This is a genomic window from Enterobacter sp. JBIWA003 (genome assembly GCF_019968825.1).
GTDB classification, from domain to species: domain Bacteria; phylum Pseudomonadota; class Gammaproteobacteria; order Enterobacterales; family Enterobacteriaceae; genus Enterobacter; species Enterobacter quasiroggenkampii.
In genome coordinates, this window is the sequence record NZ_CP074170.1 from 3,579,611 (window position 1) to 3,604,885 (window position 25,275).

The window sequence follows — 25,275 nt, forward strand, 5'->3', positions numbered from 1 at the left end:
TTTTTGTTTATGCCGGCAGGATAAGCTCGTCGTAGCCTTTCGACTGGGTGTAGAGCATCACGTCCGTCACCCGATCGCCAGCCATGCGAATGGCATCGGCAACGGTTTTCCCCTCAACAATGCCGCTCACCAGTTCTGAACAGAACAGATCGCCCGTCCCTTTCAGATCGGTTTCTACCCGCGGATGCGCGCTAATGGTAACGCCCTCGCGGGTGACCAGCACCACGTGGATGTTCTGCGGGTCGTCAGCGACCGGCGCACTGGTGATCGCCACCCATTTTAGGCTGTCAGAGAGCAGTCCCTGTGCCGCCGCGATGGCGCTTTCCGGCGTGCGGCACGGTTTGCCGCTTAGCACTTCCAGCTCATAGACGTTTGGCGTGATCCCCTGCGCCAGCGGCAGCAGGTGCTCCCGATACGCTTCGGGGATCTCGGGCTTCACGTACATTCCGCTGTCGATATCGCCGATAACCGGGTCGACCAGCACCAGCAGGTCAGGATGCTGCGCTTTGACCGCCTTCAGCCACTGCGCCAGCAGGACGATCTGGCTGGCATTTCCCATATAGCCGGTAGTGACCGCCTTAAGCTCGCGCAGGATCTCGCGCTCTTCCAGCGCCTTCAGATAGCCGCTGAACCACTCGTCGGGGATCACGCCGCCGTAGAACGTGTCATAGTGTGGCGTGTTACTGAACAGTACCGTTGGCACGGCGGTGACGTTCAGCCTGTGGGTTCGAATATTCGGCACCGCGATGCTGTTTCCCACGCTGCCGTACACCACCTGCGACTGCACCGCGACAATATCGGTTTGCTGCGCCCGGGTATTATCCCGGAATAGAATCATCTCCATGACGCTTAAATTCCCGCCCCCTGCGAATAACTCTCTTCACCAAAGACGCCGGTAGACAGATAGCGATCGCCGCGATCGCAAATAATCGCCACCACCACCGCGCCCGGGTTTGCCTGCGCCACCCGAATCGCGCCCGCTACCGCGCCGCCCGAGCTGACGCCGCAGAAGATGCCTTCGCGCACGGCCAGCTCACGCATAGTATTTTCCGCCTCGCGCTGGTGAAGATCCAGCACCTGGTCCACAAGCTGCGCATTAAAAATGCCGGGCATATACTCCGCCGGCCAGCGGCGAATGCCCGGAATGCTGCTCCCCTCTTCCGGCTGCAGGCCGACAATGGTGACGGCTTTATCCTGCTCGCGCAGAAAACGCGATACCCCGGTAATGGTGCCGGTGGTACCCATGCTGGAGACAAAATGGGTGATTCGCCCGTCGGTTTGCTGCCAGATTTCCGGGCCGGTGGTGGTGTAGTGGGCGTAAGGATTGTCCGGGTTATTAAACTGATCGAGCAGTTTACCTTCGCCGCGCTCGGCCATTTCTAACGCCAGGTCGCGCGCGCCTTCCATCCCCTGCTCTTTGGTCACCAGAATCAGCTCGGCTCCGTAGGCACGCATCGCGGCGCGGCGCTCCTGGCTCATGTTATCCGGCATCAGCAGCTTCATGCGGTAGCCTTTCAGCGCCGCAATCATCGCCAGGGCGATACCGGTGTTGCCGCTGGTGGCTTCAATCAGCACGTCGCCCGGCTTGATTTCACCACGCTTTTCGGCCTGGACAATCATCGACAGCGCGGCGCGGTCTTTCACCGACCCCGCCGGGTTATTGCCTTCGAGTTTGACCCAGATTTCGCTGCCGTTGTCTGGCCCCATGCGCTGAAGCTTGACCAGAGGCGTGTTGCCGATGGTCTTTTCTAAGGTATTCATGATCGCTGTCCAATAAAAAGCCCGGTGGCGCGCAGCGCTCCGGGCCTACATACGTCATATTGTAGGCCGGGTAAGCGCAGCGCCACCCGGCAAAACTACGTAATCCTAACCTATCAGGCTGACTCCGCCAGAGCAATATCCTCGCGCGTCTCGATGCGCTCCTTGCCGTGATAAATACGGGCATGCTGCAGCCCAACAAACAGGCGTTCTCCCCGATGCGGCGGGACGTCGTCGCGCATGACCACCGTCAGCGGCTCGGTATACCAGCCCAGCGGCTGTACCACCAGTTGGGTATAGTGCCCTTTAGGGCTCGCTTCCAGCACCTGCACCGGCAGCGGTGAATCCAGGCTGGTTCGACGGCTCACATCCACTTCCCACGGACGCAGGAACAGATCGACCGGTCCCTGGTGGGCGGAGGTATAGCCCAGCGGCCAGCGGTGCGCGCCCACGTGGAACTGCCCGCCGCGAATGGTGCCCTGCAGACGATTCACCTCGCCCATAAACTCCAGCACGAAGCGGGTCGCCGGTTCACGCCAGAGCTGTTCCGGCTCGTCAACCTGCTCAATGTTGCCCTGACTCATGACCACCACGCGATCCGCGACTTCCATCGCCTCTTCCTGGTCGTGGGTCACAAAGACGCTGGTGAATTTCAGCTCTTCATGGAGCTGACGCAGCCAGCGGCGCAGTTCTTTACGCACCTGTGCATCCAGCGCGCCAAAGGGTTCATCCAGCAGCAGAATTTGCGGCTCAACGGCCAGCGCGCGCGCCAGCGCCACGCGCTGCTTCTGCCCGCCGGACAGCTGGGCCGGGAAACGATCCGCCAGGTGAGCCAGCTGCACCATCTCCAGCAGTTTGGTCACCTTCGCCTTAATGGTTGCCGCATCCGGGCGCTCGCGACGCGGCAGTACGGTGAGGCCAAACGCAATGTTGTCAAACACGGTCATGTGGCGGAACAGCGCGTAGTGCTGGAACACAAAGCCCACTTTACGATCGCGGGCGTGCAGGCGGCTCACGTCGGTACCGTGGAAGCGGATGTGCCCGCTGGTCTGATGCTCAAGCCCGGCGATAATACGCAGCAGCGTGGTTTTGCCGGAGCCAGACGGTCCCAGCAGCGCCACCATTTGTCCGGAAGGGATATCCAGCGAGATATCATTCAGCACCTGGGTGCGACCAAAAGACTTCTTAATATTGGCAATCTCAATGCTCATGATTTCCCTCCTGATGCAGACGTTTTTCCTGATTTTCTAAACGCCACTGCACCACACTCTTCAAAAACAGGGTCAAAATGGCCATCAGCGTCAGCAACGCTGCGGCAGTAAACGCGCCGATGGTGTTGTAGTCCTGCTGCAGCAGTTCAATCTGGAGCGGCAGCGACAGGGTTTCACCGCGAATGGATCCGGAAACAACGGAAACAGCACCGAACTCGCCAATCGCGCGGGCGTTGGTCAGTACCACGCCGTAAAGCAGCGCCCAGCGGATATTCGGCAGCGTCACGCGGCGGAACATTTGCCAGCCTGAAGCCCCCAGCAGCACCGCCGCTTCGTCTTCGTTGCTCCCCTGGCTTAACATCACCGGCACCAGCTCACGCACCACGAACGGACAGGTCACGAAGATGGTAACCAGCACCATACCTGGCCAGGCGAACATGATCTGCAGGTTATGCGCATCCAGCCAGCCGCCCAGCGGGCCGTTGGAGCCGTAGAAGAGCAGGTACACCAGACCGGCCACCACAGGCGACACGGCAAACGGAATATCCAGCAGGGTCAGCAGCAGCTGACGTCCCGGGAAGTTAAAGCGCGTCACCAGCCACGCCAGCAGGGTACCAAACACCAGGTTCACCGGAACGGTAATCAGGGCAATCAGCACGGTCAGCCAGATGGCGTGCAGCATATCCGGGTTCGCCAGGTTTTCCAGCGCGGGCATCAGGCCCTTGCTGAACGCCTGAACGAAGATATAAATCGTCGGCACGACGAGAATGAGGGCGGACACCAGCACGCCCGCCCCAATCAGAAACCATTTACCCCAGTTGATGCGGGGCGCATCGTATCGCTTCAATTGCGTAACTTCCGCCATCAGTGACCTACCACACGTCGACCAAAGCGACTTTGCAGAGTGTTAATCGAGTACAGCAGCAGCAGCGAGGCCGCGAGGATCACCGAAGCAATCGCGCTCGCCGCCGGATAATCAAACTCCTGCAGGCGAATGAAAATCATCAGCGAGGTCACTTCCGTTTTCCAGGCAATGTTCCCGGCGATAAAAATCACCGCGCCGAACTCGCCAAGGCTGCGGGTAAACGACAGCGCGACGCCCGCCATCAGCGCCGGAGACAACTCCGGCAGCACCACCTTGCGGAAGCTCTGCCAGCGCGTGGCACCCAGCGTTTCCGCCGCTTCTTCGTATTCCGGACCTAACTCTTCCAGCACCGGCTGCACGGTACGCACCACAAACGGGATGCTGGTAAAGGCCATCGCCACCGCGATACCGAGCCAGGTATAGGTCACCTTGATGTCAAATTTCGCCAGCCACTCGCCGTACAGCCCGTTCACGGAGAAGAGAGACGCGAGGGTTAAGCCTGCGACCGCCGTCGGCAGCGCAAACGGCAGATCCATCAGGGCGTCAAGCAGCGTGCGGCCCGGGAAGCGATAGCGGGTTAAAATCCATGCCATCAGCAGGCCGAACACACCATTAAAAATGGAGGCGACAAACGCCGACAGCAGCGTCACCTTATAGGCCGCCACCACCTGCGGGTTAGTGACCACGTCCCAGTACTGCGCCCAGCTCATCTGCGCAAGCTGCATCACCAGCGCGCTGAGCGGCAACAGCAGGATCAGGCAAACGAACAGCAGGCTGGTCCCGAGACTTAAGGTAAAGCCCGGCAGCACGCGTTTAGTCGATACTGCAAACATTACTTATGCCCCGCCGCCAGCAGTTTGTCTAACTCACCGCCGCTGGCAAAATGCGTTTTCATCACGTCTGGCCAGGAGCCAAAATGATCTTCCACGCGGAACAGCGCGGTCTGCGGGAATTTATCTTTCAGCTTGTCCATCACGTCCGGGTTGTTCACGCGGTAGTAGTAATCGGTAATGATGGTCTGCGCCTGAGGGCTGTACAGGTAGTTGAGATAGGCTTTTGCCGCTTTCTCGGTACCGTTTGCCTGCACGTTTTTATCCACCCATGCGACCGGGAATTCGGCCAGAATGTTGGTTTTCGGGATAACCACCTCAAAGCCCTGCGCTTCATACTGTTTGCGAATGTTGTTCACTTCCGACTCGAAGCTGATCAGCACATCGCCCAGACCGCGCTCTGCGAAAGTCGTGGTCGCCCCGCGGCCGCCGGTATCAAACACTTCGACGTTTTTCAGGAACTGGGTCATGAACTGCTCGGTTTTGGCTTTATCGTTACCGTCAGCCTTGTCCGCCGCACCCCACGCCGCTAAATAAGTGTAACGCGCGTTACCGGAGGTTTTTGGGTTCGGGAAAATCAGTTTCACGTCGGAACGCACCAGGTCGCTCCAGTCGTGGATATTCTTCGGATTGCCCTTGCGCACCAGGAAACCCATGGTGGAGTAGAACGGCGAGCTGTTGTTCGGCAGACGGCTCTGCCAGTCCGCCGGGATGAGCTTGCCTTTGTCATGCAGGATCTGCACGTCAGTGACCTGGTTGTAGGTCACCACATCCGCTTTCAGCCCCTGGAGAATGGCCAGCGCCTGTTTGGACGAACCGGCGTGGGACTGCTTGATGGTCAGCTTATCGCCGTTATTGTCTTTCGCCCACTGCTGTTCGAACGGGGGGTTAAGGGCGGCAAACAGCTCGCGGGAGACGTCATACGAACTGTTCAACAGTTCAGTCGCCTGCGCCTGTGCCACCAGCAGTAAACCTGCCAGCGCCAGAGTTCCTTTTTTCAGTACAGTAACGGCCATTGCGCACCCTTATAAATGTGATGACTATCTTATAGTCATAATATTTATAACGGGGATGAAAGGAGTAACGGTTTTATATACCGTTTGGTGATTTAGAAGCAGAAAAGGGAATAAGGGGCAGGGAAAATTGCCGGGTGGCGCTAACGCTTACCCGGCCTACGTATGGAGAGCGGTTTTACAGCGCCAGCAGACGCTCAACGGACGGCGCGAAGTAGTAGCCGCCGGTCACCGGTTTGGTGAAGCGCAGCATGGCGTCGCGCTTGCCGTCGGTATCGCCGAACATGCTCAGCAGCTGCTGTTCAATATTATACAGGCGCGCGCAGTAGGCGCAGAAGTAGAGGCCGTGCGTGCCGCTTGCCGTGCCGTACGGCAGGCTCTGGCGGACAATCTTCAGTCCTTTACCGTCTTCCTTGAGGTCAACGCGGGTCAGGTGCGAGGTGACCGGACGGTCATCACCGTCGATCTCTTCGTTGGCCTCTTTCGTACGGCCAATCATCATCTCCTGGTCGTGCACGCTCATGCGGTTAAGCTGCTTGAGGTTATGCTCCCAGCGCTGCACGAACACGTAGCTGCCGCCCGCGTCCACGCCGTCTTTGATTACCGCGACTTCACGACGCGTCTCTTCCCCTGCCGGGTTTTCCGTTCCGTCGACGAAGCCGCTCAGATCGCGCTCTTCGACCCAGCGGAAACCGTGAACCTCTTCCTGCACCTCAATGCTGTCGCCAAAGGCCGCCACCGCCGCCTGGGCAACGGAGAAATTCACGTCGTGACGCAGAGAAAGAATGTGGATCAGCACGTCGTACTGGGTCGCCGGAGCCAGGCCTTTGCCGTAAGGGATGAAGTCTTTCAGCTCTTCCGCCCCTTCGCCGCCGCTCAGCTGACGCCAGACGTTATTGCCAAACGCAACAACGGCGCCGAGGTGGGCTTCCGGGAATTTGGCCTGGAAGGTCGCCAGTTTATCAATAAACGCTTTGCTGGCCGCACGCAGGGCATCCACGTCCCCTTTGACATTGGCTTCAATCCAAATCGCCGCGCGGCAATGTTCTGGCAAAATGCCACTCTGAACCTGAGACATCGCTCCTCCTGAAATAAAGATGCCACGTCAGCGTGGCATTGATGGCGGCTATTATACCCGGATTTCAGCGAGGCGGTTTGTTCAGACGCAAATTACTGCTTCCAGAGTATTTTGCTCACTTTCCAGCTCTTCAGCGTGTCGTCAGACGGCATCAACCCTTCCGGACCGCTCCAGGTGCCGGTAAAAACATAGCTGATGTGCTGGCTGCCTTCCGCCTTACACTCCACCGCCACTTCATTGTCGGACGGCGCGCTGGAGCAGTTGCCAAAGGCCTGCTTATAAAGATCGCTAAACGGGGTCCCGACCTTCACGCCGCTGGCGGTCGGAATATCTTCATCCATGACGGCAATCCGGTTTACCGTGCCTTTGTCAACGTTGATCACCAGTGCCAGCTTGTCGCCCTTCAGCGCTTCGTAATAGCGCACTATATTGCCATTCTCTGTTTTCATGCCGCTGCGCAGGCGGTAATCGCTGCTGAGCGCATCCTGAATAGCATTCTGATCCAGCGCCGTCGCGGCGGTAATTTTCCCCACGCCCTGCTCGGTCACTTCCGTTGATGAGCCAAACCAGTTCCACGGATACGCGGCGGACCAGTTAATGGAGGAGAGCGTCGAACAGCCGGTCAATGCCAGCGGGAGAGCGCATAAGAGTAAACGCAGCGATTTCATTGAAACGTCCTTACGTGTTAAATCAACGCTTGTTGGAGTGCGACATCGGCAAAAAGTGCCGGATTAATCATCCTGCGGCGCAAAACAGGCGCGAAGGCGCGGGTTGGTCAGCAGCCACAGCAGCGCCACAATATCGGCAACCACCAGCGCAACGCCGATGCCCGTCAGCGGTTCACCGTACCACCAGAGTACCGGCTGCCAGAAGAGCAGCGCAATCTGGGCAAGGATCAGCAGCCCGCGAAGCGCGCGCCACAAACGCGGGATTGCATGCCGTCGGCCGCTGCATAAGAAAGCCACCACCGCCGGTACGCCCGGCAGCAAGCCGAGCCAGAAGGCATCGTGATCGGGATAAAAGAGCGTCAGCAGCGTGTCGCCCTGCCCGCGCGACGCGGCGGCCATCACGAACAGCACCCAGGTCCGGGCCTGGAGCAGCAGAACGCACCAGAATAAAAAGGGCAGCCTGACGCGCCCCTGCGCGTCATAGTCTGCCGGATGGATCTCAGTACTCTTCATCTTCGATGAGACGCTTTCCTAAATTCAGCACGTCAGCGTGTACGTAGCCCAGGCGTTCATACATACCCAGCACCACGTCGTTATCTTCCCGCACCATGATCTGGATTTTCGGACAGCCGCGGGCGATCAGCTTCTTCTCGAGCCGGTTGAGCAGCGCATTGGCGATGCCGCGACCACGGTATTCCGGATGCACGCCCAGATAATAGGCCGAGCCGCGATGGCCGTCGTAACCGCCCATGACTGTCCCCACGACCTCGCCATTGACTTCCGCGACCAGAAACAGACTGACGTCGTGATTCACCTTACGTTCGATATCCATTTCCGGATCGTTCCACGGACGCAGCAGATCGCAGCGCTCCCAAAGGGTGATCACCTCTTCGAAATCTTCCTGGCGAAAAACGCGTATCTCCATGGTATTAACCGCCTTTTCGGGTTTAAAAACAGTGATTATGGCGCGAACCACGCCTTTAGCCAATAACCGGGGAAAATCTCGCCAAAATTTGGCATAATGTCACTTTGTCACGTATTGAAATGAAAAGTAAAACAATTCTCACTATGGACTGTCGTAACGCTAAACGCGATACGATATAACACCAGGACCCCATTTTTTAGTATTCAGGCCGCATGAGCACATTCAAACCATTAAAAGCACTCACATCGCGTCGTCAGGTTCTCAAAGCGGGGCTGGCGGCCTTAACGTTAACGGGCATCGCAAAGCAGGCTCAGGCGAAAGACGAGAGCACGCTCAAAACCAGTAACGGACACAGCAAACCGAAAACGAAAAAGCCGGGCGCGAAGCGTCTGGTGATGCTCGACCCAGGCCACGGCGGTATTGATACCGGCGCCATCGGCAAAAACGGGTCGAAAGAAAAACACGTCGTGCTGGCGATTGCAAAAAATGTGCGGGCGATTTTACGCAGCAACGGCATTGACGCCCGCCTGACGCGCTCTGGCGATACCTTTATTCCGCTGTATGACCGCGTAGAGATCGCCCACCAGCACGGGGCGGATCTGTTTATGTCGATTCACGCCGACGGCTTTACCAACCCGTCTGCCGCCGGCGCCTCGGTGTTTGCGCTTTCCAACCGCGGCGCCAGTAGCGCCATGGCGAAATACCTCTCCGATCGCGAAAACCGGGCGGATGAAGTCGCCGGGAAGAAAGCCACTGACAAGGACCACCTGCTACAGCAGGTGCTGTTCGACCTCGTGCAGACGGATACGATCAAAAATAGCCTGACGCTCGGCTCGCATATTCTGAAAAAGATTAAGCCGGTGCATCGACTGCACAGTAAAGGCACCGAGCAGGCGACGTTCGTGGTGCTGAAATCACCGTCCATCCCGTCCGTACTGGTGGAAACCTCGTTCATTACCAACCCGGAAGAGGAGCGACTCCTCGGCACCGCGGCGTTTCGTCAGAAGATTGCCAACGCCATCGCTTCCGGCATTATCAGTTACTTCAACTGGTTCGATAACCAAAAAGCGCACTCCAGGAAACGTTGATGAAACCCAATGCTCAACTGGTCAAAACGTTCCTGCTGCAGCTGCAGGATGAGATTTGCCAGAAACTGGCCGCCGCAGACGGCGGAGAATTTCAGGAAGATACCTGGCAGCGCGAGGCCGGTGGTGGCGGACGCAGCCGCGTGCTGCGTAACGGCGGCATCTTTGAACAGGCCGGGGTGAATTTTTCCCACGTTCATGGCGACGCGATGCCCGCGTCTGCGACGGCACATCGTCCTGAGCTTGCAGGCCGCAGCTTCGAAGCGATGGGCGTCTCGCTGGTGGTGCATCCGCACAACCCGTTTGTGCCGACCAGCCACGCCAACGTGCGCTTTTTCATTGCCGAAAAGCCGGGGGCCGATCCGGTCTGGTGGTTTGGCGGCGGTTTCGACATGACGCCCTACTACGGCTTCGAAGAGGATGCCGTGCACTGGCACACCACCGCGCGGGACCTTTGTGTGCCGTTTGGCGAAGACGTTTACCCGAAATATAAAAAGTGGTGCGACGACTACTTTTACCTGAAGCACCGCGACGAGCAGCGCGGCATCGGCGGACTGTTCTTTGACGACCTCAACACGCCTGATTTTGATACCGCGTTCAGCTTTATGCGCGCGGTAGGTGAAGGCTATACCGACGCCTATCTGCCCATCGTCGAACGCCGTAAAAACACCGACTACGGCGTGCGCGAGCGTGAGTTCCAGCTCTACCGCCGCGGGCGCTACGTGGAGTTCAACCTGGTGTGGGATCGCGGGACGCTGTTCGGCCTGCAGACCGGCGGGCGCACGGAGTCGATTCTGATGTCGATGCCGCCGCTGGTGCGCTGGGAGTACTGCTACGAGCCAAAAGAAGGCAGCCCGGAGGCTGCCTTAAAAGAGTTTATTCAGGTGCGGGATTGGGTGTAACTCCCCTCACCCCGGCCCTCTCCCCATAGGGGAGAGGGTGAAAGACGGCTCGGTGCAGTTCCCTCTCCCCTATGGGGAGAGGGTTAGGGTGAGGGGTTTACAGCGGCTGCGTCTGCGCCTCAACCACCGCCAGCGCCACCATATTCACGATACGGCGCACGGAGGCAATCGGCGTTAACACGTGCACCGGTTTTGCCACGCCCATCAGCACCGGTCCTACGGTCACCCCTTCAGAGCTGGAGACGCGCAGCAGGTTATAGCTGATACGCGCCGCTTCCACGTTCGGCATAATCAGGATATTTGCCGATCCCTTCAGCGGGCTGTCCGGCATACGTTCGTTACGGATGCTCTCCACCAGCGCCGCATCGCCGTGCATTTCCCCGTCAATCATCAGCTCTGGCGCGCGCTCGCGCACCAGCGCCAGCGTCTCACGCATTTTGCAGGCCGCCGCCGATTTAGACGAACCAAAGTTAGAGTGCGACAGCAGCGCCACCTTCGGTTCGATACCAAAGCGACGCACGGTCTCAGCGGCCATCACGGTGATCTCCGCCAGCTCGTCCGGGGTGGGATCGTCGTTAACGTAGGTATCGGCAATAAAGGTGTTGCCGCTTGGCAGCAGCAGGGCGTTCATCGCCCCGGCGGTGTGCACGCCGTCGCGATAGCCGAAGATCTCCTGCACCACGCTAAAGTGCTCGTGGTAATCGCCGATGGTGCCGCAGATCAGCGCATCCGCCTCGCCGCGATGGACCATGATCGCGCCGATCACCGTCGTGTTGCTGATGACGGCTTTCTGCGCCTGCTCCTGGGTGATCCCCCGACGTTTCATGATCGCGTAGTATTCGCTCCAGTACTCTTTGAAGCGCGGATCGGATTCGTTGTTGACGATCTCGAAGTCGACGCCCGGCTTAATCTGCAGGCCCAGCTTCTGGATACGCATTTCGATCACGCTCGGACGACCAATCAGAATCGGCTTCGCCAGGCCTAAGGTGATCAGCTCCTGAGTGGCGTGCAGCACGCGCGCCTCTTCCCCTTCCGCCAGCACCACGCGCTTCGCGTCGGCGCGCGCCTGGGAGAAGATCGGCTTCATGAACAGGTTCGTTTTATAGACAAACTCGGTGAGTTTATCGACGTAAGCGTCGAAATCCTCAATCGGACGCGTCGCCACGCCGGAATCCATCGCCGCTTTGGCCACCGCAGGGGCAATTTTGACAATCAGACGCGGGTCGAACGGTTTTGGAATGATGTAGTCAGGGCCAAAGCTCAGATCCTGATCGCCATAAGCTGAGGCAACCACTTCGCTCTGCTCGGCGTGGGCCAGCTCCGCGATGGCGTGCACGGCGGCCAGCTTCATCTCTTCGTTGATTGCCGTCGCGCCGACGTCCAGCGCGCCGCGGAAGATGAACGGGAAGCAGAGCACGTTGTTGACCTGGTTCGGGTAGTCGGAACGCCCGGTACAGATAATGGCGTCTTCACGCACCGCTTTCGCCAGCGGCGGCAGAATTTCCGGTTCCGGGTTGGCCAGGGCCAGGATCATCGGCGCGCGCGCCATCTTCTTCACCATCTCCTGGGTCAGCACCTTCGGACCCGAGCAGCCGAGGAAGATATCCGCGCCGTCGATCACGTCCTCAAGCGTGCGTTTACCGTCGTCTTCTACCGCATACGCCGCTTTGGTTTCCGCCATGTTCGGCTCGCGATCTTTGTAAATCACGCCCTTAGAGTCACAGACCACAATGTTGTGTTTCTGCATACCCAGCGCTACCAGCAGGTTCATACAGGCAATCGCCGCGGCGCCTGCGCCCGACACCACCATGCGCACGTCGGAGAGATTTTTCTCCACCACGCGCAGGCCGTTGAGAATGGCGGCGGTGCTGATAATGGCCGTACCGTGCTGGTCGTCATGGAACACGGGAATGTTCATACGCTCGCGCAGCTTCTGCTCGATATAGAAACATTCCGGCGCTTTAATGTCTTCCAGGTTGATCCCCCCGAAGGTCGGCTCCAGCGCGGCCACCACGTTGATGAATTTGTCAGGATCGAGCTCGTCCACCTCGATATCAAACACGTCGATACCGGCGAATTTTTTGAACAGCACCCCCTTGCCTTCCATCACCGGCTTACCGGCCAGCGCGCCGATGTTACCGAGACCCAGTACCGCCGTGCCGTTAGAGATCACGGCAACAAGGTTGCCACGCGCGGTATATTTGTAGGCCGCCAGCGGATCTTTTTCGATTTCCAGACACGGGGCCGCTACGCCCGGCGAATAGGCCAGCGCCAGATCGCGCTGGGTTGCCAGCGGTTTGGTTGGGGAGACCTGAATTTTGCCCGGGACAGGGAACTCGTGAAAATCGAGGGCACTCTGTTTCAACTGCTCATCCATCTTATTTATCCTTTCACGTATCGGTCAAAAGGGTGACGAAAGCGATCCGGTTGCACACCCTGGTGTGCCGCCTAGTATCGCCTCAGACTGCCTCCTAAACTTTGAAGGCTGCCAAACTCTCACCATCACACATTAAAAATTGTTATCAATTTATAACAGCCATGTTACCCGTCTCAAAAGCAATGCCTCCCCCGTCTGCTATGCTTTTTTGTTAAGTCCATCATGATTTTTCCAGAAGTGTGAACTAACGCACTCATCTAACTCTTTTATTTCCAAGGAGTAATCATTTATGAACCAGCTAGACGGCATCAAACAATTCACCACCGTGGTAGCCGACAGCGGCGATATCGAGTCGATTCGTCACTACCAGCCGGAGGATGCGACCACTAACCCTTCGCTACTGCTCAAGGCAGCCGGGCTTGCCCATTTTAGTCATCTGATTGATGACGCCATTGCCTACGGTAAGCAGCGCGGGAAAACGCAGGAGCAGCAGGTCGCCGAAGCCAGCGACAAGCTGGCGGTTAATTTTGGTGCGGAAATTCTTAAAAGCATTCCGGGCCGCGTCTCGACCGAAGTCGACGCCCGCCTCTCGTTCGATAAAGAAAAGAGCATTAATAAAGCGCGTCGTCTGGTGGAACTCTACCAGGAGCAGGGGATCGATAAATCACACATTCTGATCAAGCTGGCGTCGACCTGGGAAGGCATCCGCGCCGCAGAGGTGCTGGAAAAAGAGGGGATTCACTGCAACCTGACGCTGCTGTTCTCCTTTGCCCAGGCGCGCGCTTGTGCCGAAGCGGGCGTGTTCCTGGTGTCACCGTTTGTAGGCCGCATCTACGACTGGTACCAGGCGAAACAGCCGATGGATCCGTACGTGGTGGATGAGGACCCGGGGGTGAAATCGGTGCGCAATATTTACGACTACTACAAGCAGCATCGCTACGAAACCATCGTGATGGGGGCCAGCTTCCGCCGTACCGAGCAGATCCTTGCCCTGGCAGGCTGCGACCGCCTGACCATCTCCCCTAACCTGCTCAAAGAACTACAGGACAAAGAAGAGACGGTGATCCGCAAGCTGGTGCCAACCTCTACCGTTCTGCCAAAACCGAAAGCCATGACCGAAGCGGAGTTCCGCTGGGAGCACAATCAGGACGCAATGGCCGTGGAAAAACTGGCGGAAGGTATCCGTCTGTTCGCCGTCGACCAGCGCAAACTTGAAGATCTTCTCGCTGCCAAACTTTAACCTTGCCACGGAGTGAACTATGTCCCGTAAAGAGCTCGCCAATGCCATCCGCGCCCTCAGCATGGATGCCGTGCAGAAAGCCAATTCCGGCCACCCCGGCGCACCGATGGGCATGGCCGATATTGCCGAAGTGCTGTGGAACGACTTCCTGAAGCACAACCCCAACGATCCCACCTGGTATGACCGTGACCGCTTTATTCTCTCCAACGGCCACGCCTCGATGCTGCTCTACAGCCTGCTACACTTGTCCGGTTACGATCTGCCGCTTGAGGAGCTGAAAAACTTCCGCCAGCTGCACTCCAAAACCCCGGGACACCCGGAGATCGGCTATACGCCGGGCGTGGAGACCACCACCGGGCCGCTCGGTCAGGGGCTGGCAAATGCGGTCGGGCTGGCGATTGCCGAACGTACGCTGGCGGCACAGTTCAACCAGCCGGACCACGAGATTGTCGATCACTACACCTATGTGTTTATGGGTGACGGCTGTCTGATGGAGGGGATCTCCCACGAGGTCTGCTCCCTGGCGGGCACCCTGGGGCTGGGCAAGCTGATCGGGTTCTACGATCACAACGGCATCTCCATCGACGGGGAAACCGAAGGCTGGTTCACTGACGACACGGCAAAACGCTTCGAGGCCTACCACTGGCACGTGGTGCACGAGATCGACGGCCACGATCCTGAGGCGGTGAAAAAAGCGATTCAGGAAGCGCAGAGCGTGAAGGACAAACCGTCCCTGATTATCTGCCGCACGGTTATAGGCTTCGGCTCACCGAACAAGGCGGGCAAAGAAGAGGCGCACGGCGCGGCGCTGGGTGACGAAGAAGTGGCGCTGACCCGCCAGAAGCTGGGCTGGAAATACCCGCCATTTGAAATCCCGAAAGAGATCTACAGAGCCTGGGATGCCCGTGAAGCGGGTGAAAAAGCCCAGCACGCCTGGAACGAGAAGTTTGCCGCGTACAAAAAAGCGCACCCGGATCTGGCCGCCGAGTTTTCCCGCCGCATGAGCGGCGGTCTGCCGGAGGACTGGGACGATAAAACTCAGGCGCTGATTGAAAACCTGCAGTCCAACCCGGCAAAAATCGCCACCCGTAAGGCGTCGCAAAACACCCTGAATGCGATTGGCCCTCTTCTCCCTGAACTGCTGGGCGGCTCGGCGGATTTGGCGCCGAGTAACCTGACCATCTGGTCGGGCTCTAAATCGCTGAAAGAGGATATTGCCGGGAACTATATCCACTACGGCGTGCGCGAGTTCGGGATGACCGCGATCGCCAACGGCATCGCTCACCACGGTGGCTTCGTGCCCTACACCGCCACCTTCCTGATGTTCGTCGAGTACGCCCGTAACGCGGCGCGCATGGCAGCGCTGATGAAGGCGCGGCAGATTATGGTCTATACCCACGACTCCATCGGTCTGGGAGAAGACGGCCCCACCCACCAGGCGGTTGAACAGCTGGCGAGCCTGCGCCTGACGCCAAACTTCAGCACCTGGCGTCCCTGCGATCAGGTCGAAGCGGCGGTGGGCTGGAAGCTGGCGGTAGAACGCCATAACGGCCCGACGGCACTGATTCTGTCACGCCAGAACCTGGCGCAGATAGAGCGCACGCCAGAGCAGGTGAAAAACATCGCTCGCGGCGGCTATATCCTGAAAGACAGCGGCGGCAAGCCGGACGTGATCCTGATTGCGACCGGTTCAGAGGTAGAAATCACGGTGAAAGCGGCGGAGAAACTGACCGCCGAGGGCCACGCGGTGCGGGTAGTCTCCCTGCCTTCCACGGATATCTTTGACGCCCAGGACGAGGCGTACCGGGAATCGGTGCTGCCCTCTAACGTCGCGGCGCGCGTGGCGGTGGAGGCCGGTATTGCCGACTACTGGTACAAGTATGTCGGGCTCAAAGGAGCGATTGTGGGCATGCGGGGCTACGGTGAGTCCGCCCCTGCCGATAAGCTGTTCCCGTACTTCGGCTTTACGGTTGAGAACGTGGTGGAGAAGGCGCTGAGCGTGCTGTAGTGCGGCCTGCGTTGCCGGGTGGCGCTGTCGCTTACCCGGCCTACGGCTCGGTTTTTTGTAGGCCGGGTAAGGCGAAGCCACCACCCGGTACATTGCCACAGACCGCAAGATTCGTAGGCCGGGTAAGGCAAAGCCGCCACCCGGCACATTGCCACAGACCGCAAGATTCTTAGGCCGGGTAAGGCGAAGCCGCCACCCGGCACATTGCCACAGACCGCAAGATTCGTAGGCCGGGTAAGGCGAAGCCGCCACCCGGCACATTGCCACAGACCGCAAGATTTGTAGGCCGGGTAAGGCGAAGCCGCCACCCGGCACATTGCCACAGACCGCAAGATTCGTAGGCCGGGTAAGCGACTGCGCCACCCGGCAAAAAGCTACCGCGTGATCCACAGCGTGGGCCAGGCGTCTGGCCCGTTCCAGTTATCGCAGCTGGGTTCCTCAGCATAACGCACCAGGCGGAAACGCTGGCCGTCAAACCGCCAGCGCGTCTGGAACCCACAGTCGCCCATACCGCGCCCCAGCGAGAGCGTAGTCAGCTCGCGCGTCTTCTCATCAAAGCTGGCGTTCATCAACTCTATTTCGCTGCTGTCGCTTGACGGCGTAAACGGCAGACGCAGCCTGACGCTGCGGGCAGAGAACGGTTTCTTACGTGACACCAGCCACGCCAGATCGACGGTGTTATAGGCCCCCGCCTCGCAGCTGACGATCAGCAGCGCCTTGTCATCGGTTAACGCGGTGACGCGCACTTCCCGGCGGTTAGGATCCAGCGAGCACTGGCTGCTGTTCATCCTGCCGGTGCCATAATCCAGCAGGTCGTTCAGTTCGGCATGGGAAAGCGGTGTTGGGGTAGGATTAACGGTCGCCACCTTTTTCAGGGCGGGTGCGGGCGGTACGCTTAACGGCGGATCGTCACCTTTTCTGATCCACGCGGTTTCACTGCCCACGCGCTTTTGCTGCGCATCAATGAACAGCAGCGCGGCTTTCAGACCGCTCAGAGAAATCACCTGCTTACCGCCGCGAAGGGTCAGGGCCTTCCCTTCCTGGATATTTTTCAGAAAGGCGGTGATGGTGGCCGCATCGTCCGTTTTCAGATGCCAGGGCGTGAGCTGCCAGCGCTGTTTGTCCAGCTTCAGGGGAATATTATCCAGCAACAGCCGGGGGGCAATCTCAGGCTCTTTCACGGAAGGCGTATCAAGCCCGCCGAGATCGATACGCAGCGTGGCATCCGTTTTCGCCCCGGCGCTTCGGGTGAGCGTCATGACCAGACCACGGTGTTCGCCCGTGTTGCGGGCAAGGCAAAAGTTCTGGTTATTGCAGGTCACCTGCCAGTCAGAAAAGGCTTGCTGCGCGGGTGCAGCCCGCACCTGCGGCGCGAGGAGCACATAAAACAGGGAAAATAAAAAGACGCTGTAGCGCATGAATGGCACAATCCCGGAACGAAAACGCGTAACTGGGCAGTATCTTCGTGTTCCCGCCGGGGTTGCTCAATCGGATTTATCAGATATACCCGAAAAACAGGCTATATCCGTTCGAAAGGGGGATTCATCAGCCCGGTAGTCTGTAAATACTGCAGTAATATCACCGCTTTACCATCCCTGATTTCGCCTGAACGCACCATCTCCAGCGCCCGGGCAAAAGGAAGCTCCAGCACTTCGATATCTTCATCCTCTACGCCGCCGCCCCGGTGAGTGCGCTGCGCGTCGCTGTATTCCGCGATGAAGAAATGGACGATTTCCGTCACGCCGCCCGGCGACATAAACAGCTCGAAGACCTTTTTGACCTCGCCCACTTCGAAGCCGGTCTCTTCGACGGCCTCTTTGCGGATGCAGACTTCCGGCTCATCGTCATCGAGCAGGCCCGCGCAGGTTTCAATCAGACGTCCGTCCGGGTTGCCATTGACCCATGTTGCCACCCTGAACTGGCGGATCAGCACCACGCTCTGCTTTTCACGATTATAGAGCAGGATAGTTGCCCCGTTGCCGCGGTCGTAGACCTCGCGCCTGTGGCGGATCACTTCGCCGTTGTTACGCGTCAGATCGTAGGTGATGTTACGCAGGACAAAGTAGTTTTCAGAGAGAATTTTGTCTTTGATAACGTCTATTTTCAGGGTCATACGGGCTCCACGACACAATGAGTCGTCCTATACTACGCCGTGAATCCCGCTTTGTCGCCCGCCGGATTAATGATGCTGTGGCGCATTACCTCCCAGCCAGTCGAGTATCCCTTGCGCGGCATGACGTCCTTCCGCCATCGCGGTCACCACCAGATCCGCGCCGCGTACCGCATCGCCCCCGGCGAAGATCTGCGGATTGGTCGTCTGGTAACGGTAGCGGCTCTCAACCGAGGCCACGATCCGTCCCCAGTCGTCCGTTTCAACCCCCTGCGCCTGCAGCCAGGGCATCGCGTGAGGATTAAAACCAAACGCCATGATGACCGCATCCGCGGCCATCACAAACTCGCTGCCCGCCACCGGAACGGGCCGACGCCGTCCCTGCGCATCCGGTTCACCGAGCACGGTTCGCAGCATCCGGATACCGTTGACCTTACCGTTCGGATCCAGCGTCAGCTCAACCGGCTGAACGTTAAACTCAAACGCGGCCCCCTCTTCTCTGGCGTTCTTCACCTCTTTCTTCGAGCCTGGCATGTTGGCCTCATCCCGACGATAGGCGCAGGTGACGTTTGCCGCCCCGTGGCGTAACGCAGTGCGGACGCAGTCCATCGCGGTGTCGCCTCCGCCCAGCACCACCACGTTCAGGCCACGGGTGTCGATGAACGGTTCGCTGGCCGTCGCCTCCAGCCCCATAACATGCCGCGTGTTGCCCACCAGGAAAGGCAGCGCGTCGTAGACCCCTGGCGCGTCCTCGTTCGGGATACCCGCCTTCATCGAACGATAGGTTCCCACCCCAATAAACAGGGCGTCGTAATCGTGCTTTAGCTGTGACATCGACACGTCCTGGCCCACCTCACAGTTCAGCTCGAAGCGGATCCCCATCGCGGTAAATATCTCTCTGCGCCGCGCGAGCAGCGATTTGTCGAGCTTAAATGCCGGGATGCCAAAGGTCAGCAAACCGCCGATCTCCGGATGCCGGTCATAGACCGTCACGCTCACGCCGTGGCGCGCCAGCACGTCGGCGCACGCCAGCCCGGCGGGCCCCGCGCCGACAATCGCGACACGTTTACCTGACGGCGTGACGGAGGACATATCCGGCCGCCAGCCCATCGCCAGCGCCCGATCGGCGATATAACGCTCAATGTTGCCGATGGTCACGCCGCCCGCCGCTTCACGCAGCGTGCAGGCCCCCTCGCATAGCCGGTCCTGCGGACAGACGCGGCCGGTAATTTCAGGTAAACAGTTGGTCTGATGAGAAAGCTCAGCCGCGCCGGTGATATCCCCCGCGTTGAGGCGCTCAATCCACTGCGGAATGTGGTTGTGCAGCGGGCAGGTCCATTCGCAAATGCTGTGCTCGCCGCACTTCAGGCAGCGCGACGCCTCGCGGGCGGCCTGTTCGGCCCGGAACGGCAGGTAAATTTCGCTAAAATGGCTCACGCGTTCGGCGGCAGCCAGCTTATCGGGCTCGCCGCGGGGCGCCGTCGCCTGCATCTGCTGCAGTTTGGTACGCGGCGCGTCCACGCTGACGGCCTCCGCATCATGCCAGGGTTGCGCCTCCAGGCAGGCCGTGCGCTGTCGGCGCGATTTCGCCAGATTATCCAGCACGGCAGGCGTCGCCAGGGAGAGGACATCTGCGGGGCAATTTTCGATACAGGCCGGGCCGTGTGGACGCGTCAGGCAGAGATCGCATTTATTCGCCGAGGCCTTCACGCTGCCATTGTCGAGCGGGGTGACGATAATCTCCATCGTGCCAAACGGGCAGGCCACCACGCAGGCCTTACAGCCGATGCATTTTTGTTGATTCACCTGTACGCTGTCATCGCATTTGCTGATGGCGCCGTTCGGGCAGCTTTGCGCGCAGGGTGCATTTTCGCAATGATGGCAGGTCACCGGGCGGCTCTTCTCGCCGGATCTCAGGACCGTGATACGGGGATGAAAATGGCGCTCGCTCAGGACATGCTGCTCATCGTTGTGCGCCATCACGCAGGCCACTTCGCAGGCGCGACACCCAATGCACTGCTGGCTGTTAGCCATAATAAAACGATTCATAACCACACCTGTTTTTGGTTCAATAACCTTTCTCTTTATAAGAGTATGGTATTTACGCATCACGGTGCGATCGGGCAATGTTCAAATGCCCTGAACGCCCAATTATTTCCAGTGAACCTGTGGCAGATCAATTTTATTCAGAGAGCCGTTCTGTGACCGTTAAACGACCCGTTTCCGGAAGCCTTGCCTGGGCTTTCTTTTCGATCATTGCCCTATCCGTGCTCAGCAGCACCGTCGCGCTGCTGACGCTGGCCAGCAGCCAGCGCGATGCCGAAGCCATCAACATCGCTGGCTCACTGCGCATGCAGAGCTATCGTCTGGGCTACGAGATGCAGCGCAACAGCCCTTCCCTTGCGGCACATCGCGAGAGCTGGCAACAGACGCTCGGCGCGCCTGCCCTGCAGAAGCTGAACCGCTGGTACGTCCCGGACAATGTGAAAGCACGCTATCAGCAGCTGCATGTGGCCTGGCAGGAGATGGATGCGCACATCGCCCGCGGCGACAACGCGTGGTATCAACGCAATATAGAAGATTTTGTCGGCCGCATTGATGCCTTTGTGCTCGCCCTCCAGCACTACACCGAACATAAAATTCAGACGGTCACCCTGCTCTCGCTGGCTGGCGCACTCGGGATCCTGCTGCTGACGCTGTTTACCCTGCGACGCATCCGTCGTCAGGTGGTGCTGCCGCTGAATAACCTGGTGGCGGCCAGCGAACGCATTGAGCGCGGCGAATTTGCCACTCCTGCGCCTGATAGTGCCCTGCCGAACGAGCTGGGCCAGCTTTCACGCGCCTTTAACCACATGTCAGCCGAGCTCGATACGCTCTACCGTTCGCTCGAAGCCTCGGTTGCGGAAAAGACGCGGCACCTGCACGAAGCCCACCAGCAGCTCGACATGCTGTTCAAGTGCTCGCAGGCGCTCAATACCGGCCAGATAGACAGCCACTGTTTCCGGCATATCCTGCAGATTGTCCATGACTATACGCAGATGAATTATCTGGAACTGCGCACCAGCGACGACTGGCGGCTGTGTGAAGGGACGGAGGCTGAGGGTATCCCTCTGCAAAACCTGCCGGTACTGATGCAGGACACGCTCTACGGCGAGCTGCGCTGGCAAAGCGAGGCGGACAGCGTCCCCCTTCCGCTGATGAGAAGCGTGGCGACCATGCTCGGGCGCGGGCTGTACTTTAACCAGGCGCAAAAGCATTACCAGCAGCTGCTGCTGATGGAAGAGCGCGCCACCATTGCCCGCGAGCTGCACGATTCGCTGGCGCAGGTGCTGTCGTATCTGCGCATTCAGCTTGCGTTGCTCAAACGCGCCGTGCCGGAAGAAAATACCCAAGCGCAGGCTATTATCACCGACTTCTCCCGTGAGCTGAACAACGCCTGGCAGCAGCTTCGCGAGCTGCTGACCACCTTCCGCCTGACGCTGAACCATGCGAATTTACCCGCGGCGCTGCAGGAGTCACTCGACGGGCTGCAGAGCCAGACGCAGGCGAAACTGCATCTCGACTGCCGCCTCTCCTCGCTGGCGCTGGACGCGCAAAAGCAGGTGCATTTGCTGCAGATCGTGCGTGAAGCCGTGCTGAACGCCATTAAGCACGCGCAGGCGAGCGAAATCACCGTCAGCTGCGTGACTGCAGCGGACGGTACACACAGCGTCAGCATTCGCGACAACGGCATCGGGATTGGCGAAGCCAGCGAGCCGCCGGGACATTACGGGCTGAACATTATGCGCGAACGCGCGCAGCGGCTTGGAGGAGTGCTGCACTTCTCGCAGCCGCAAAACGGCGGCACGCTGGTCAGCGTGACGTTTCCGGCGCCTACGCCGTTAACGGGTAAATAACGGTAAAGAGGGAAGCGCAGGGAAAAGCGCATGATAATTTACACTATCTCCTTTATTTCTCCACGTTTGACCTGGGCCTTACCGCTAAAGTTATGCGGGCAATAAACAATAATGACGTGCAGCAAAACGAGGTCACACTTTCATGGCGAATTTTTTTATCGATCGCCCCATTTTTGCCTGGGTGCTTGCCATCCTGTTGTGTCTGACAGGCGTCCTGGCGATTACTTCACTTCCCGTTGAGCAATACCCCGACCTGGCACCGCCGAACGTGCGCGTCACCGCAAACTACCCCGGCGCGTCCGCTCAGACGCTGGAAAATACCGTGACGCAGGTTATCGAGCAGAACATGACGGGTCTGGATAACCTGATGTACATGTCCTCGCAAAGCAGCGCCACGGGACAGGCGACGGTCACCCTGAGCTTTAAGGCGGGCACCGACCCGGACGAAGCGGTGCAGCAGGTCCAAAACCAGCTGCAGTCGGCCATGCGCAAGCTGCCCCAGGCGGTGCAAAACCAGGGCGTGACCGTGCGTAAAACCGGCGATACCAACATATTGACCATCGCCTTTGTCTCGACAGATGGCTCGATGGATAAACAGGACATCGCGGACTACGTCGCCAGTAATATTCAGGATCCCATCAGCCGGATCAACGGCGTCGGGGATATCGACGCCTACGGCTCACAATACTCCATGCGTATCTGGCTCGATCCCAACAAGCTGAACAGCTACCAGATGACGGCAACCGACGTGACGGATGCCATTAAAGCCCAGAACGCCCAGATTGCCGTGGGGCAACTGGGGGGAACGCCTTCCGTTGATAAGCAAGCCCTGAACGCCACCATTAATTCGCAATCCCTGCTGCAGACGCCGGACCAGTTCCGCAATATCACCCTGCGCGTGAATCAGGACGGGTCGGAAGTGCGTCTCGGCGATGTCGCCACGGTGGAAATGGGGGCGGAGAAATACGACTACCTGAGCCGCTTTAACGGCAATCAGGCCTCCGGTCTGGGGATTAAGCTGGCCTCCGGCGCGAACGAAATGGCGACGGCGAAACTGGTATTAGACCGTCTGGATGAGCTGTCGCAGTATTTCCCGCATGGGCTGGAGTACAAAGTCGCCTATGAAACCACCTCTTTCGTTAAAGCCTCCATTGAGGACGTGGTGAAGACTCTGCTCGAAGCCATCGCGCTGGTGTTCCTGGTCATGTACCTGTTCCTGCAAAACTTCCGCGCGACGCTGATCCCCACCATTGCCGTCCCCGTGGTGCTGCTGGGGACCTTTGCGGTGCTCTACGCATTCGGGTACAGCATTAATACCCTGACGATGTTTGCGATGGTGCTGGCAATCGGCCTTCTGGTGGATGATGCCATCGTGGTGGTTGAAAACGTCGAGCGCATCATGAGCGAAGAAGGGCTCTCTCCGCGCCAGGCGACGCGCAAGTCCATGGGGCAAATTCAGGGGGCGCTGGTCGGGATTGCGATGGTGCTGTCGGCCGTCTTTATCCCGATGGCCTTCTTTGGCGGCACCACCGGGGCGATTTACCGCCAGTTCTCGATCACCATCGTCTCGGCGATGGTGCTCTCCGTGCTGGTCGCGCTGATCCTCACCCCCGCGCTGTGCGCCACCATTCTGAAACCGCTGCACAAAGGGGAGCATCACGGGCAGAAAGGGTTCTTCGGCTGGTTTAACCGCATGTTCAACCGCAACGCCGCGCGGTATGAATCTGCCGTTGGTCGCGTACTGCACCGCAGCCTGCGCTGGATGATGATTTACGTTGTGCTGCTGGGCGGCATGGTCTGGCTGTTCCTGCACCTGCCCACCTCGTTCCTGCCGATGGAAGACCGGGGGATGTTCACCACCTCGGTGCAGCTTCCGAGCGGCGCAACGCAGCAGCAGACGCTGAAAGTGGTGCAGAAAGTGGAACAGTACTTCTTCACCAAAGAGAAAGATAACGTTGTGTCGGTCTTCTCTACCGTCGGCTCTGGCCCGGGTGGTAACGGGCAGAACGTCGCCCGCATGTTTGTCCGCCTGAAGGACTGGGACGAGCGCGATACCCGGACGGGCACCTCGTTTGCCATTATTGAACGTGCGACAAAAGCCTTTGCGCACATCAAAGAGGCGCGCGTCTTTGCCAGCAGTCCGCCGGCGATAAGCGGGCTGGGCAGTTCCGCCGGGTTCGATATGGAGCTGCAGGATCACGCCGGTGCAGGCCATACGGCGCTGATGGCGGCACGCGATAAGCTGTTAGCGCTGGCAGGCAACGATCCTGGCCTGACCCGCGTTCGCCATAACGGCCTCGACGACAGCCCGCAGCTTCAGGTGGATATCGACCAGCGTAAGGCGCAGGCGCTGGGCGTCTCGATCAACGATATCAACGACACCCTGCAAACGGCGTGGGGGTCGAGCTATGTGAATGACTTTATGGATCGCGGCCGCGTGAAAAAAGTGTATGTCCAGTCCGCCGCGCCGTTCCGCATGCTGCCGGATGATATTAACCGCTGGTTTGTCAGAAATAATACTGGCGGCATGGTGCCGTTCTCCGCCTTTGCCAGTTCACACTGGGAGAGCGGATCGCCACGCCTGGAACGCTATAACGGCTATTCTGCGGTTGAAATCGTCGGAGAAGCCGCGCCGGGCGTCAGCACCGGTACCGCCATGGACACCATGGAAAAACTGGTGCAACAGCTGCCCGCCGGTTTTGGTCTCGAGTGGACGGCCATGTCTTACCAGGAGCGTCTCTCAGGGGCGCAGGCCCCGGCCCTTTACGCGCTCTCGCTACTGGTGGTCTTCCTCTGCCTTGCCGCACTATATGAGAGCTGGTCGGTCCCGTTCTCGGTCATGCTGGTCGTGCCTCTTGGGGTTATCGGTGCGCTGCTCGCGACCTGGATGCGCGGCCTGGAGAACGATGTTTACTTCCAGGTGGGCCTGCTCACCGTCATTGGGCTATCGGCGAAAAACGCCATTCTGATCGTCGAGTTTGCCAACGAGATGAATGCCAAAGGCCACGAGCTGATGGCCGCCACTCTGCACGCTTGCCGTCAGCGCCTGCGTCCAATCCTGATGACGTCACTGGCGTTTATTTTTGGTGTACTGCCGATGGCGACCAGCACTGGCGCAGGCTCCAGCAGCCAGCATGCCGTCGGCACGGGAGTGATGGGCGGCATGATTTCGGCCACCATCCTGGCCATTTACTTCGTTCCGCTGTTCTTTGTGCTGGTGCGTCGCCGCTTCCCGCTAAAGGAACGTCCTGAGTAAGTGGTTGAAATAAAAAAAGGCGGCTTTATCGGCCGCCTTTTTACTGTGTGATT

20 protein-coding genes are annotated in these 25,275 nt (G+C 58.9%); 6 read left to right on the top strand and 14 right to left on the bottom strand.

The window, feature by feature from the left end:
- Window positions 1-7: 7 nt before the first annotated feature.
- From pdxK to KGP25_RS17165, 10 genes are all read right to left on the bottom strand, one after another.
- On the bottom strand, window positions 8-844 hold the full coding sequence (gene pdxK / locus KGP25_RS17120; RefSeq protein ID WP_223539339.1) for a pyridoxine/pyridoxal/pyridoxamine kinase: 837 nt from the start codon (window positions 842-844) through the stop codon (window positions 8-10).
- A 5-nt stretch (window positions 845-849) separates the two neighbouring features.
- A complete protein-coding gene (gene cysM, locus KGP25_RS17125; RefSeq protein ID WP_167211835.1) occupies window positions 850-1,761 on the bottom strand; it encodes a cysteine synthase CysM in 912 nt (303 codons plus the stop codon).
- A gap of 113 nt (window positions 1,762-1,874) precedes the next feature.
- Window positions 1,875-2,969: a sulfate/thiosulfate ABC transporter ATP-binding protein CysA gene (gene cysA, locus KGP25_RS17130; RefSeq protein WP_008501607.1), complete on the bottom strand. Its 1,095-nt coding sequence runs from the start codon at window positions 2,967-2,969 to the stop codon at window positions 1,875-1,877.
- Complete coding sequence (gene cysW / locus KGP25_RS17135) at window positions 2,959-3,834, bottom strand: sulfate/thiosulfate ABC transporter permease CysW (RefSeq protein ID WP_045909450.1); 876 nt, start codon at window positions 3,832-3,834, stop codon at window positions 2,959-2,961. Before cysW ends, cysA begins: the two co-directional genes overlap by 11 nt.
- Window positions 3,834-4,667 carry a sulfate/thiosulfate ABC transporter permease CysT gene (gene cysT, locus KGP25_RS17140; protein WP_004123378.1) on the bottom strand — a complete coding sequence of 278 codons (834 nt, stop codon included), beginning with the start codon at window positions 4,665-4,667 and terminating at the stop codon, window positions 3,834-3,836. Before cysT ends, cysW begins: the two co-directional genes overlap by 1 nt.
- Complete coding sequence (cysP, locus tag KGP25_RS17145; protein ID WP_167211839.1) at window positions 4,667-5,680, bottom strand: thiosulfate/sulfate ABC transporter substrate-binding protein CysP; 1,014 nt, start codon at window positions 5,678-5,680, stop codon at window positions 4,667-4,669. Before cysP ends, cysT begins: the two co-directional genes overlap by 1 nt.
- A gap of 175 nt (window positions 5,681-5,855) precedes the next feature.
- Complete coding sequence (locus tag KGP25_RS17150) at window positions 5,856-6,755, bottom strand: Dyp-type peroxidase (protein WP_048226164.1); 900 nt, start codon at window positions 6,753-6,755, stop codon at window positions 5,856-5,858.
- 92 nt (window positions 6,756-6,847) lie between these two features.
- Window positions 6,848-7,423: an RpoE-regulated lipoprotein gene (locus KGP25_RS17155; protein WP_223539340.1), complete on the bottom strand. Its 576-nt coding sequence runs from the start codon at window positions 7,421-7,423 to the stop codon at window positions 6,848-6,850.
- A 63-nt stretch (window positions 7,424-7,486) separates the two neighbouring features.
- Window positions 7,487-7,936: a DUF2919 domain-containing protein gene (locus KGP25_RS17160; protein WP_048226167.1), complete on the bottom strand. Its 450-nt coding sequence runs from the start codon at window positions 7,934-7,936 to the stop codon at window positions 7,487-7,489.
- Window positions 7,923-8,348: a GNAT family acetyltransferase gene (locus KGP25_RS17165; RefSeq protein ID WP_008501614.1), complete on the bottom strand. Its 426-nt coding sequence runs from the start codon at window positions 8,346-8,348 to the stop codon at window positions 7,923-7,925. Before KGP25_RS17165 ends, KGP25_RS17160 begins: the two co-directional genes overlap by 14 nt.
- A gap of 212 nt (window positions 8,349-8,560) precedes the next feature.
- Between KGP25_RS17165 and amiA the strand changes: the two genes are divergently transcribed.
- Together amiA and hemF are read left to right on the top strand one after the other, a co-directional pair.
- Window positions 8,561-9,436 (top strand): N-acetylmuramoyl-L-alanine amidase AmiA, encoded by an 876-nt coding sequence (amiA, locus tag KGP25_RS17170; RefSeq protein ID WP_223539341.1) that lies wholly within the window; start codon window positions 8,561-8,563, stop codon window positions 9,434-9,436.
- Window positions 9,436-10,335, top strand: a complete 900-nt coding sequence (gene hemF / locus KGP25_RS17175) for an oxygen-dependent coproporphyrinogen oxidase (RefSeq protein ID WP_223539342.1) — start codon at window positions 9,436-9,438, stop codon at window positions 10,333-10,335. Before amiA ends, hemF begins: the two co-directional genes overlap by 1 nt.
- Window positions 10,336-10,432: 97 nt before the next feature.
- On the opposite strand, the gene maeB is transcribed toward hemF, so the two are convergent.
- Window positions 10,433-12,712 carry an NADP-dependent oxaloacetate-decarboxylating malate dehydrogenase gene (maeB, locus tag KGP25_RS17180; RefSeq protein WP_045406103.1) on the bottom strand — a complete coding sequence of 760 codons (2,280 nt, stop codon included), beginning with the start codon at window positions 12,710-12,712 and terminating at the stop codon, window positions 10,433-10,435.
- Window positions 12,713-13,001: 289 nt separating this feature from the next.
- Here maeB and tal point away from each other — a divergent pair, with 289 nt between their 5' ends.
- Both tal and tkt read left to right on the top strand, forming a co-directional pair.
- A complete protein-coding gene (gene tal / locus KGP25_RS17185; protein ID WP_223539343.1) occupies window positions 13,002-13,952 on the top strand; it encodes a transaldolase in 951 nt (316 codons plus the stop codon).
- A 19-nt stretch (window positions 13,953-13,971) separates the two neighbouring features.
- Window positions 13,972-15,960 (top strand): transketolase, encoded by a 1,989-nt coding sequence (tkt, locus tag KGP25_RS17190; RefSeq protein ID WP_223539344.1) that lies wholly within the window; start codon window positions 13,972-13,974, stop codon window positions 15,958-15,960.
- Window positions 15,961-16,334: 374 nt separating this feature from the next.
- Here the strand turns inward: tkt and KGP25_RS17195 are convergent, their stop codons facing one another.
- The 3 genes from KGP25_RS17195 to aegA all read right to left on the bottom strand — a co-directional run bounded on the left by KGP25_RS17195 (window position 16,335) and on the right by aegA (window position 20,119).
- Entirely contained in the window at window positions 16,335-17,378 is a 1,044-nt protein-coding gene (locus KGP25_RS17195) for a DUF1176 domain-containing protein (RefSeq protein ID WP_045908589.1), read from the bottom strand.
- A 101-nt stretch (window positions 17,379-17,479) separates the two neighbouring features.
- Entirely contained in the window at window positions 17,480-18,073 is a 594-nt protein-coding gene (gene nudK / locus KGP25_RS17200) for a GDP-mannose pyrophosphatase NudK (RefSeq protein ID WP_223539345.1), read from the bottom strand.
- A 66-nt stretch (window positions 18,074-18,139) separates the two neighbouring features.
- Window positions 18,140-20,119: a formate-dependent uric acid utilization protein AegA gene (aegA, locus tag KGP25_RS17205; RefSeq protein ID WP_223539346.1), complete on the bottom strand. Its 1,980-nt coding sequence runs from the start codon at window positions 20,117-20,119 to the stop codon at window positions 18,140-18,142.
- A 152-nt stretch (window positions 20,120-20,271) separates the two neighbouring features.
- Between aegA and narQ the strand changes: the two genes are divergently transcribed.
- Window positions 20,272-21,966, top strand: a complete 1,695-nt coding sequence (narQ, locus tag KGP25_RS17210) for a nitrate/nitrite two-component system sensor histidine kinase NarQ (protein WP_126534721.1) — start codon at window positions 20,272-20,274, stop codon at window positions 21,964-21,966.
- Between the two features lie 142 nt (window positions 21,967-22,108).
- Window positions 22,109-25,222 (top strand): multidrug efflux RND transporter permease AcrD, encoded by a 3,114-nt coding sequence (gene acrD, locus KGP25_RS17215; protein WP_150147810.1) that lies wholly within the window; start codon window positions 22,109-22,111, stop codon window positions 25,220-25,222.
- The last annotated feature ends 53 nt before the right edge of the window (window positions 25,223-25,275 follow it).

What these genes read in the sequence shown, in the direction of transcription:
- pdxK (WP_223539339.1), bottom strand. Translation starts at nt 844, where the DNA reads ATGGAGATGATTCTATTCCGGGATAATACCCGGGCGCAGCAAACCGAT.
- cysM (WP_167211835.1), bottom strand. Translation starts at nt 1,761, where the DNA reads ATGAATACCTTAGAAAAGACCATCGGCAACACGCCTCTGGTCAAGCTT.
- cysA (WP_008501607.1), bottom strand. Translation starts at nt 2,969, where the DNA reads ATGAGCATTGAGATTGCCAATATTAAGAAGTCTTTTGGTCGCACCCAG.
- cysW (WP_045909450.1), bottom strand. Translation starts at nt 3,834, where the DNA reads ATGGCGGAAGTTACGCAATTGAAGCGATACGATGCGCCCCGCATCAAC.
- cysT (WP_004123378.1), bottom strand. Translation starts at nt 4,667, where the DNA reads ATGTTTGCAGTATCGACTAAACGCGTGCTGCCGGGCTTTACCTTAAGT.
- cysP (WP_167211839.1), bottom strand. Translation starts at nt 5,680, where the DNA reads ATGGCCGTTACTGTACTGAAAAAAGGAACTCTGGCGCTGGCAGGTTTA.
- KGP25_RS17150 (WP_048226164.1), bottom strand. Translation starts at nt 6,755, where the DNA reads ATGTCTCAGGTTCAGAGTGGCATTTTGCCAGAACATTGCCGCGCGGCG.
- KGP25_RS17155 (WP_223539340.1), bottom strand. Translation starts at nt 7,423, where the DNA reads ATGAAATCGCTGCGTTTACTCTTATGCGCTCTCCCGCTGGCATTGACC.
- KGP25_RS17160 (WP_048226167.1), bottom strand. Translation starts at nt 7,936, where the DNA reads ATGAAGAGTACTGAGATCCATCCGGCAGACTATGACGCGCAGGGGCGC.
- KGP25_RS17165 (WP_008501614.1), bottom strand. Translation starts at nt 8,348, where the DNA reads ATGGAGATACGCGTTTTTCGCCAGGAAGATTTCGAAGAGGTGATCACC.
- amiA (WP_223539341.1), top strand. Translation starts at nt 8,561, where the DNA reads ATGAGCACATTCAAACCATTAAAAGCACTCACATCGCGTCGTCAGGTT.
- hemF (WP_223539342.1), top strand. Translation starts at nt 9,436, where the DNA reads ATGAAACCCAATGCTCAACTGGTCAAAACGTTCCTGCTGCAGCTGCAG.
- maeB (WP_045406103.1), bottom strand. Translation starts at nt 12,712, where the DNA reads ATGGATGAGCAGTTGAAACAGAGTGCCCTCGATTTTCACGAGTTCCCT.
- tal (WP_223539343.1), top strand. Translation starts at nt 13,002, where the DNA reads ATGAACCAGCTAGACGGCATCAAACAATTCACCACCGTGGTAGCCGAC.
- tkt (WP_223539344.1), top strand. Translation starts at nt 13,972, where the DNA reads ATGTCCCGTAAAGAGCTCGCCAATGCCATCCGCGCCCTCAGCATGGAT.
- KGP25_RS17195 (WP_045908589.1), bottom strand. Translation starts at nt 17,378, where the DNA reads ATGCGCTACAGCGTCTTTTTATTTTCCCTGTTTTATGTGCTCCTCGCG.
- nudK (WP_223539345.1), bottom strand. Translation starts at nt 18,073, where the DNA reads ATGACCCTGAAAATAGACGTTATCAAAGACAAAATTCTCTCTGAAAAC.
- aegA (WP_223539346.1), bottom strand. Translation starts at nt 20,119, where the DNA reads ATGAATCGTTTTATTATGGCTAACAGCCAGCAGTGCATTGGGTGTCGC.
- acrD (WP_150147810.1), top strand. Translation starts at nt 22,109, where the DNA reads ATGGCGAATTTTTTTATCGATCGCCCCATTTTTGCCTGGGTGCTTGCC.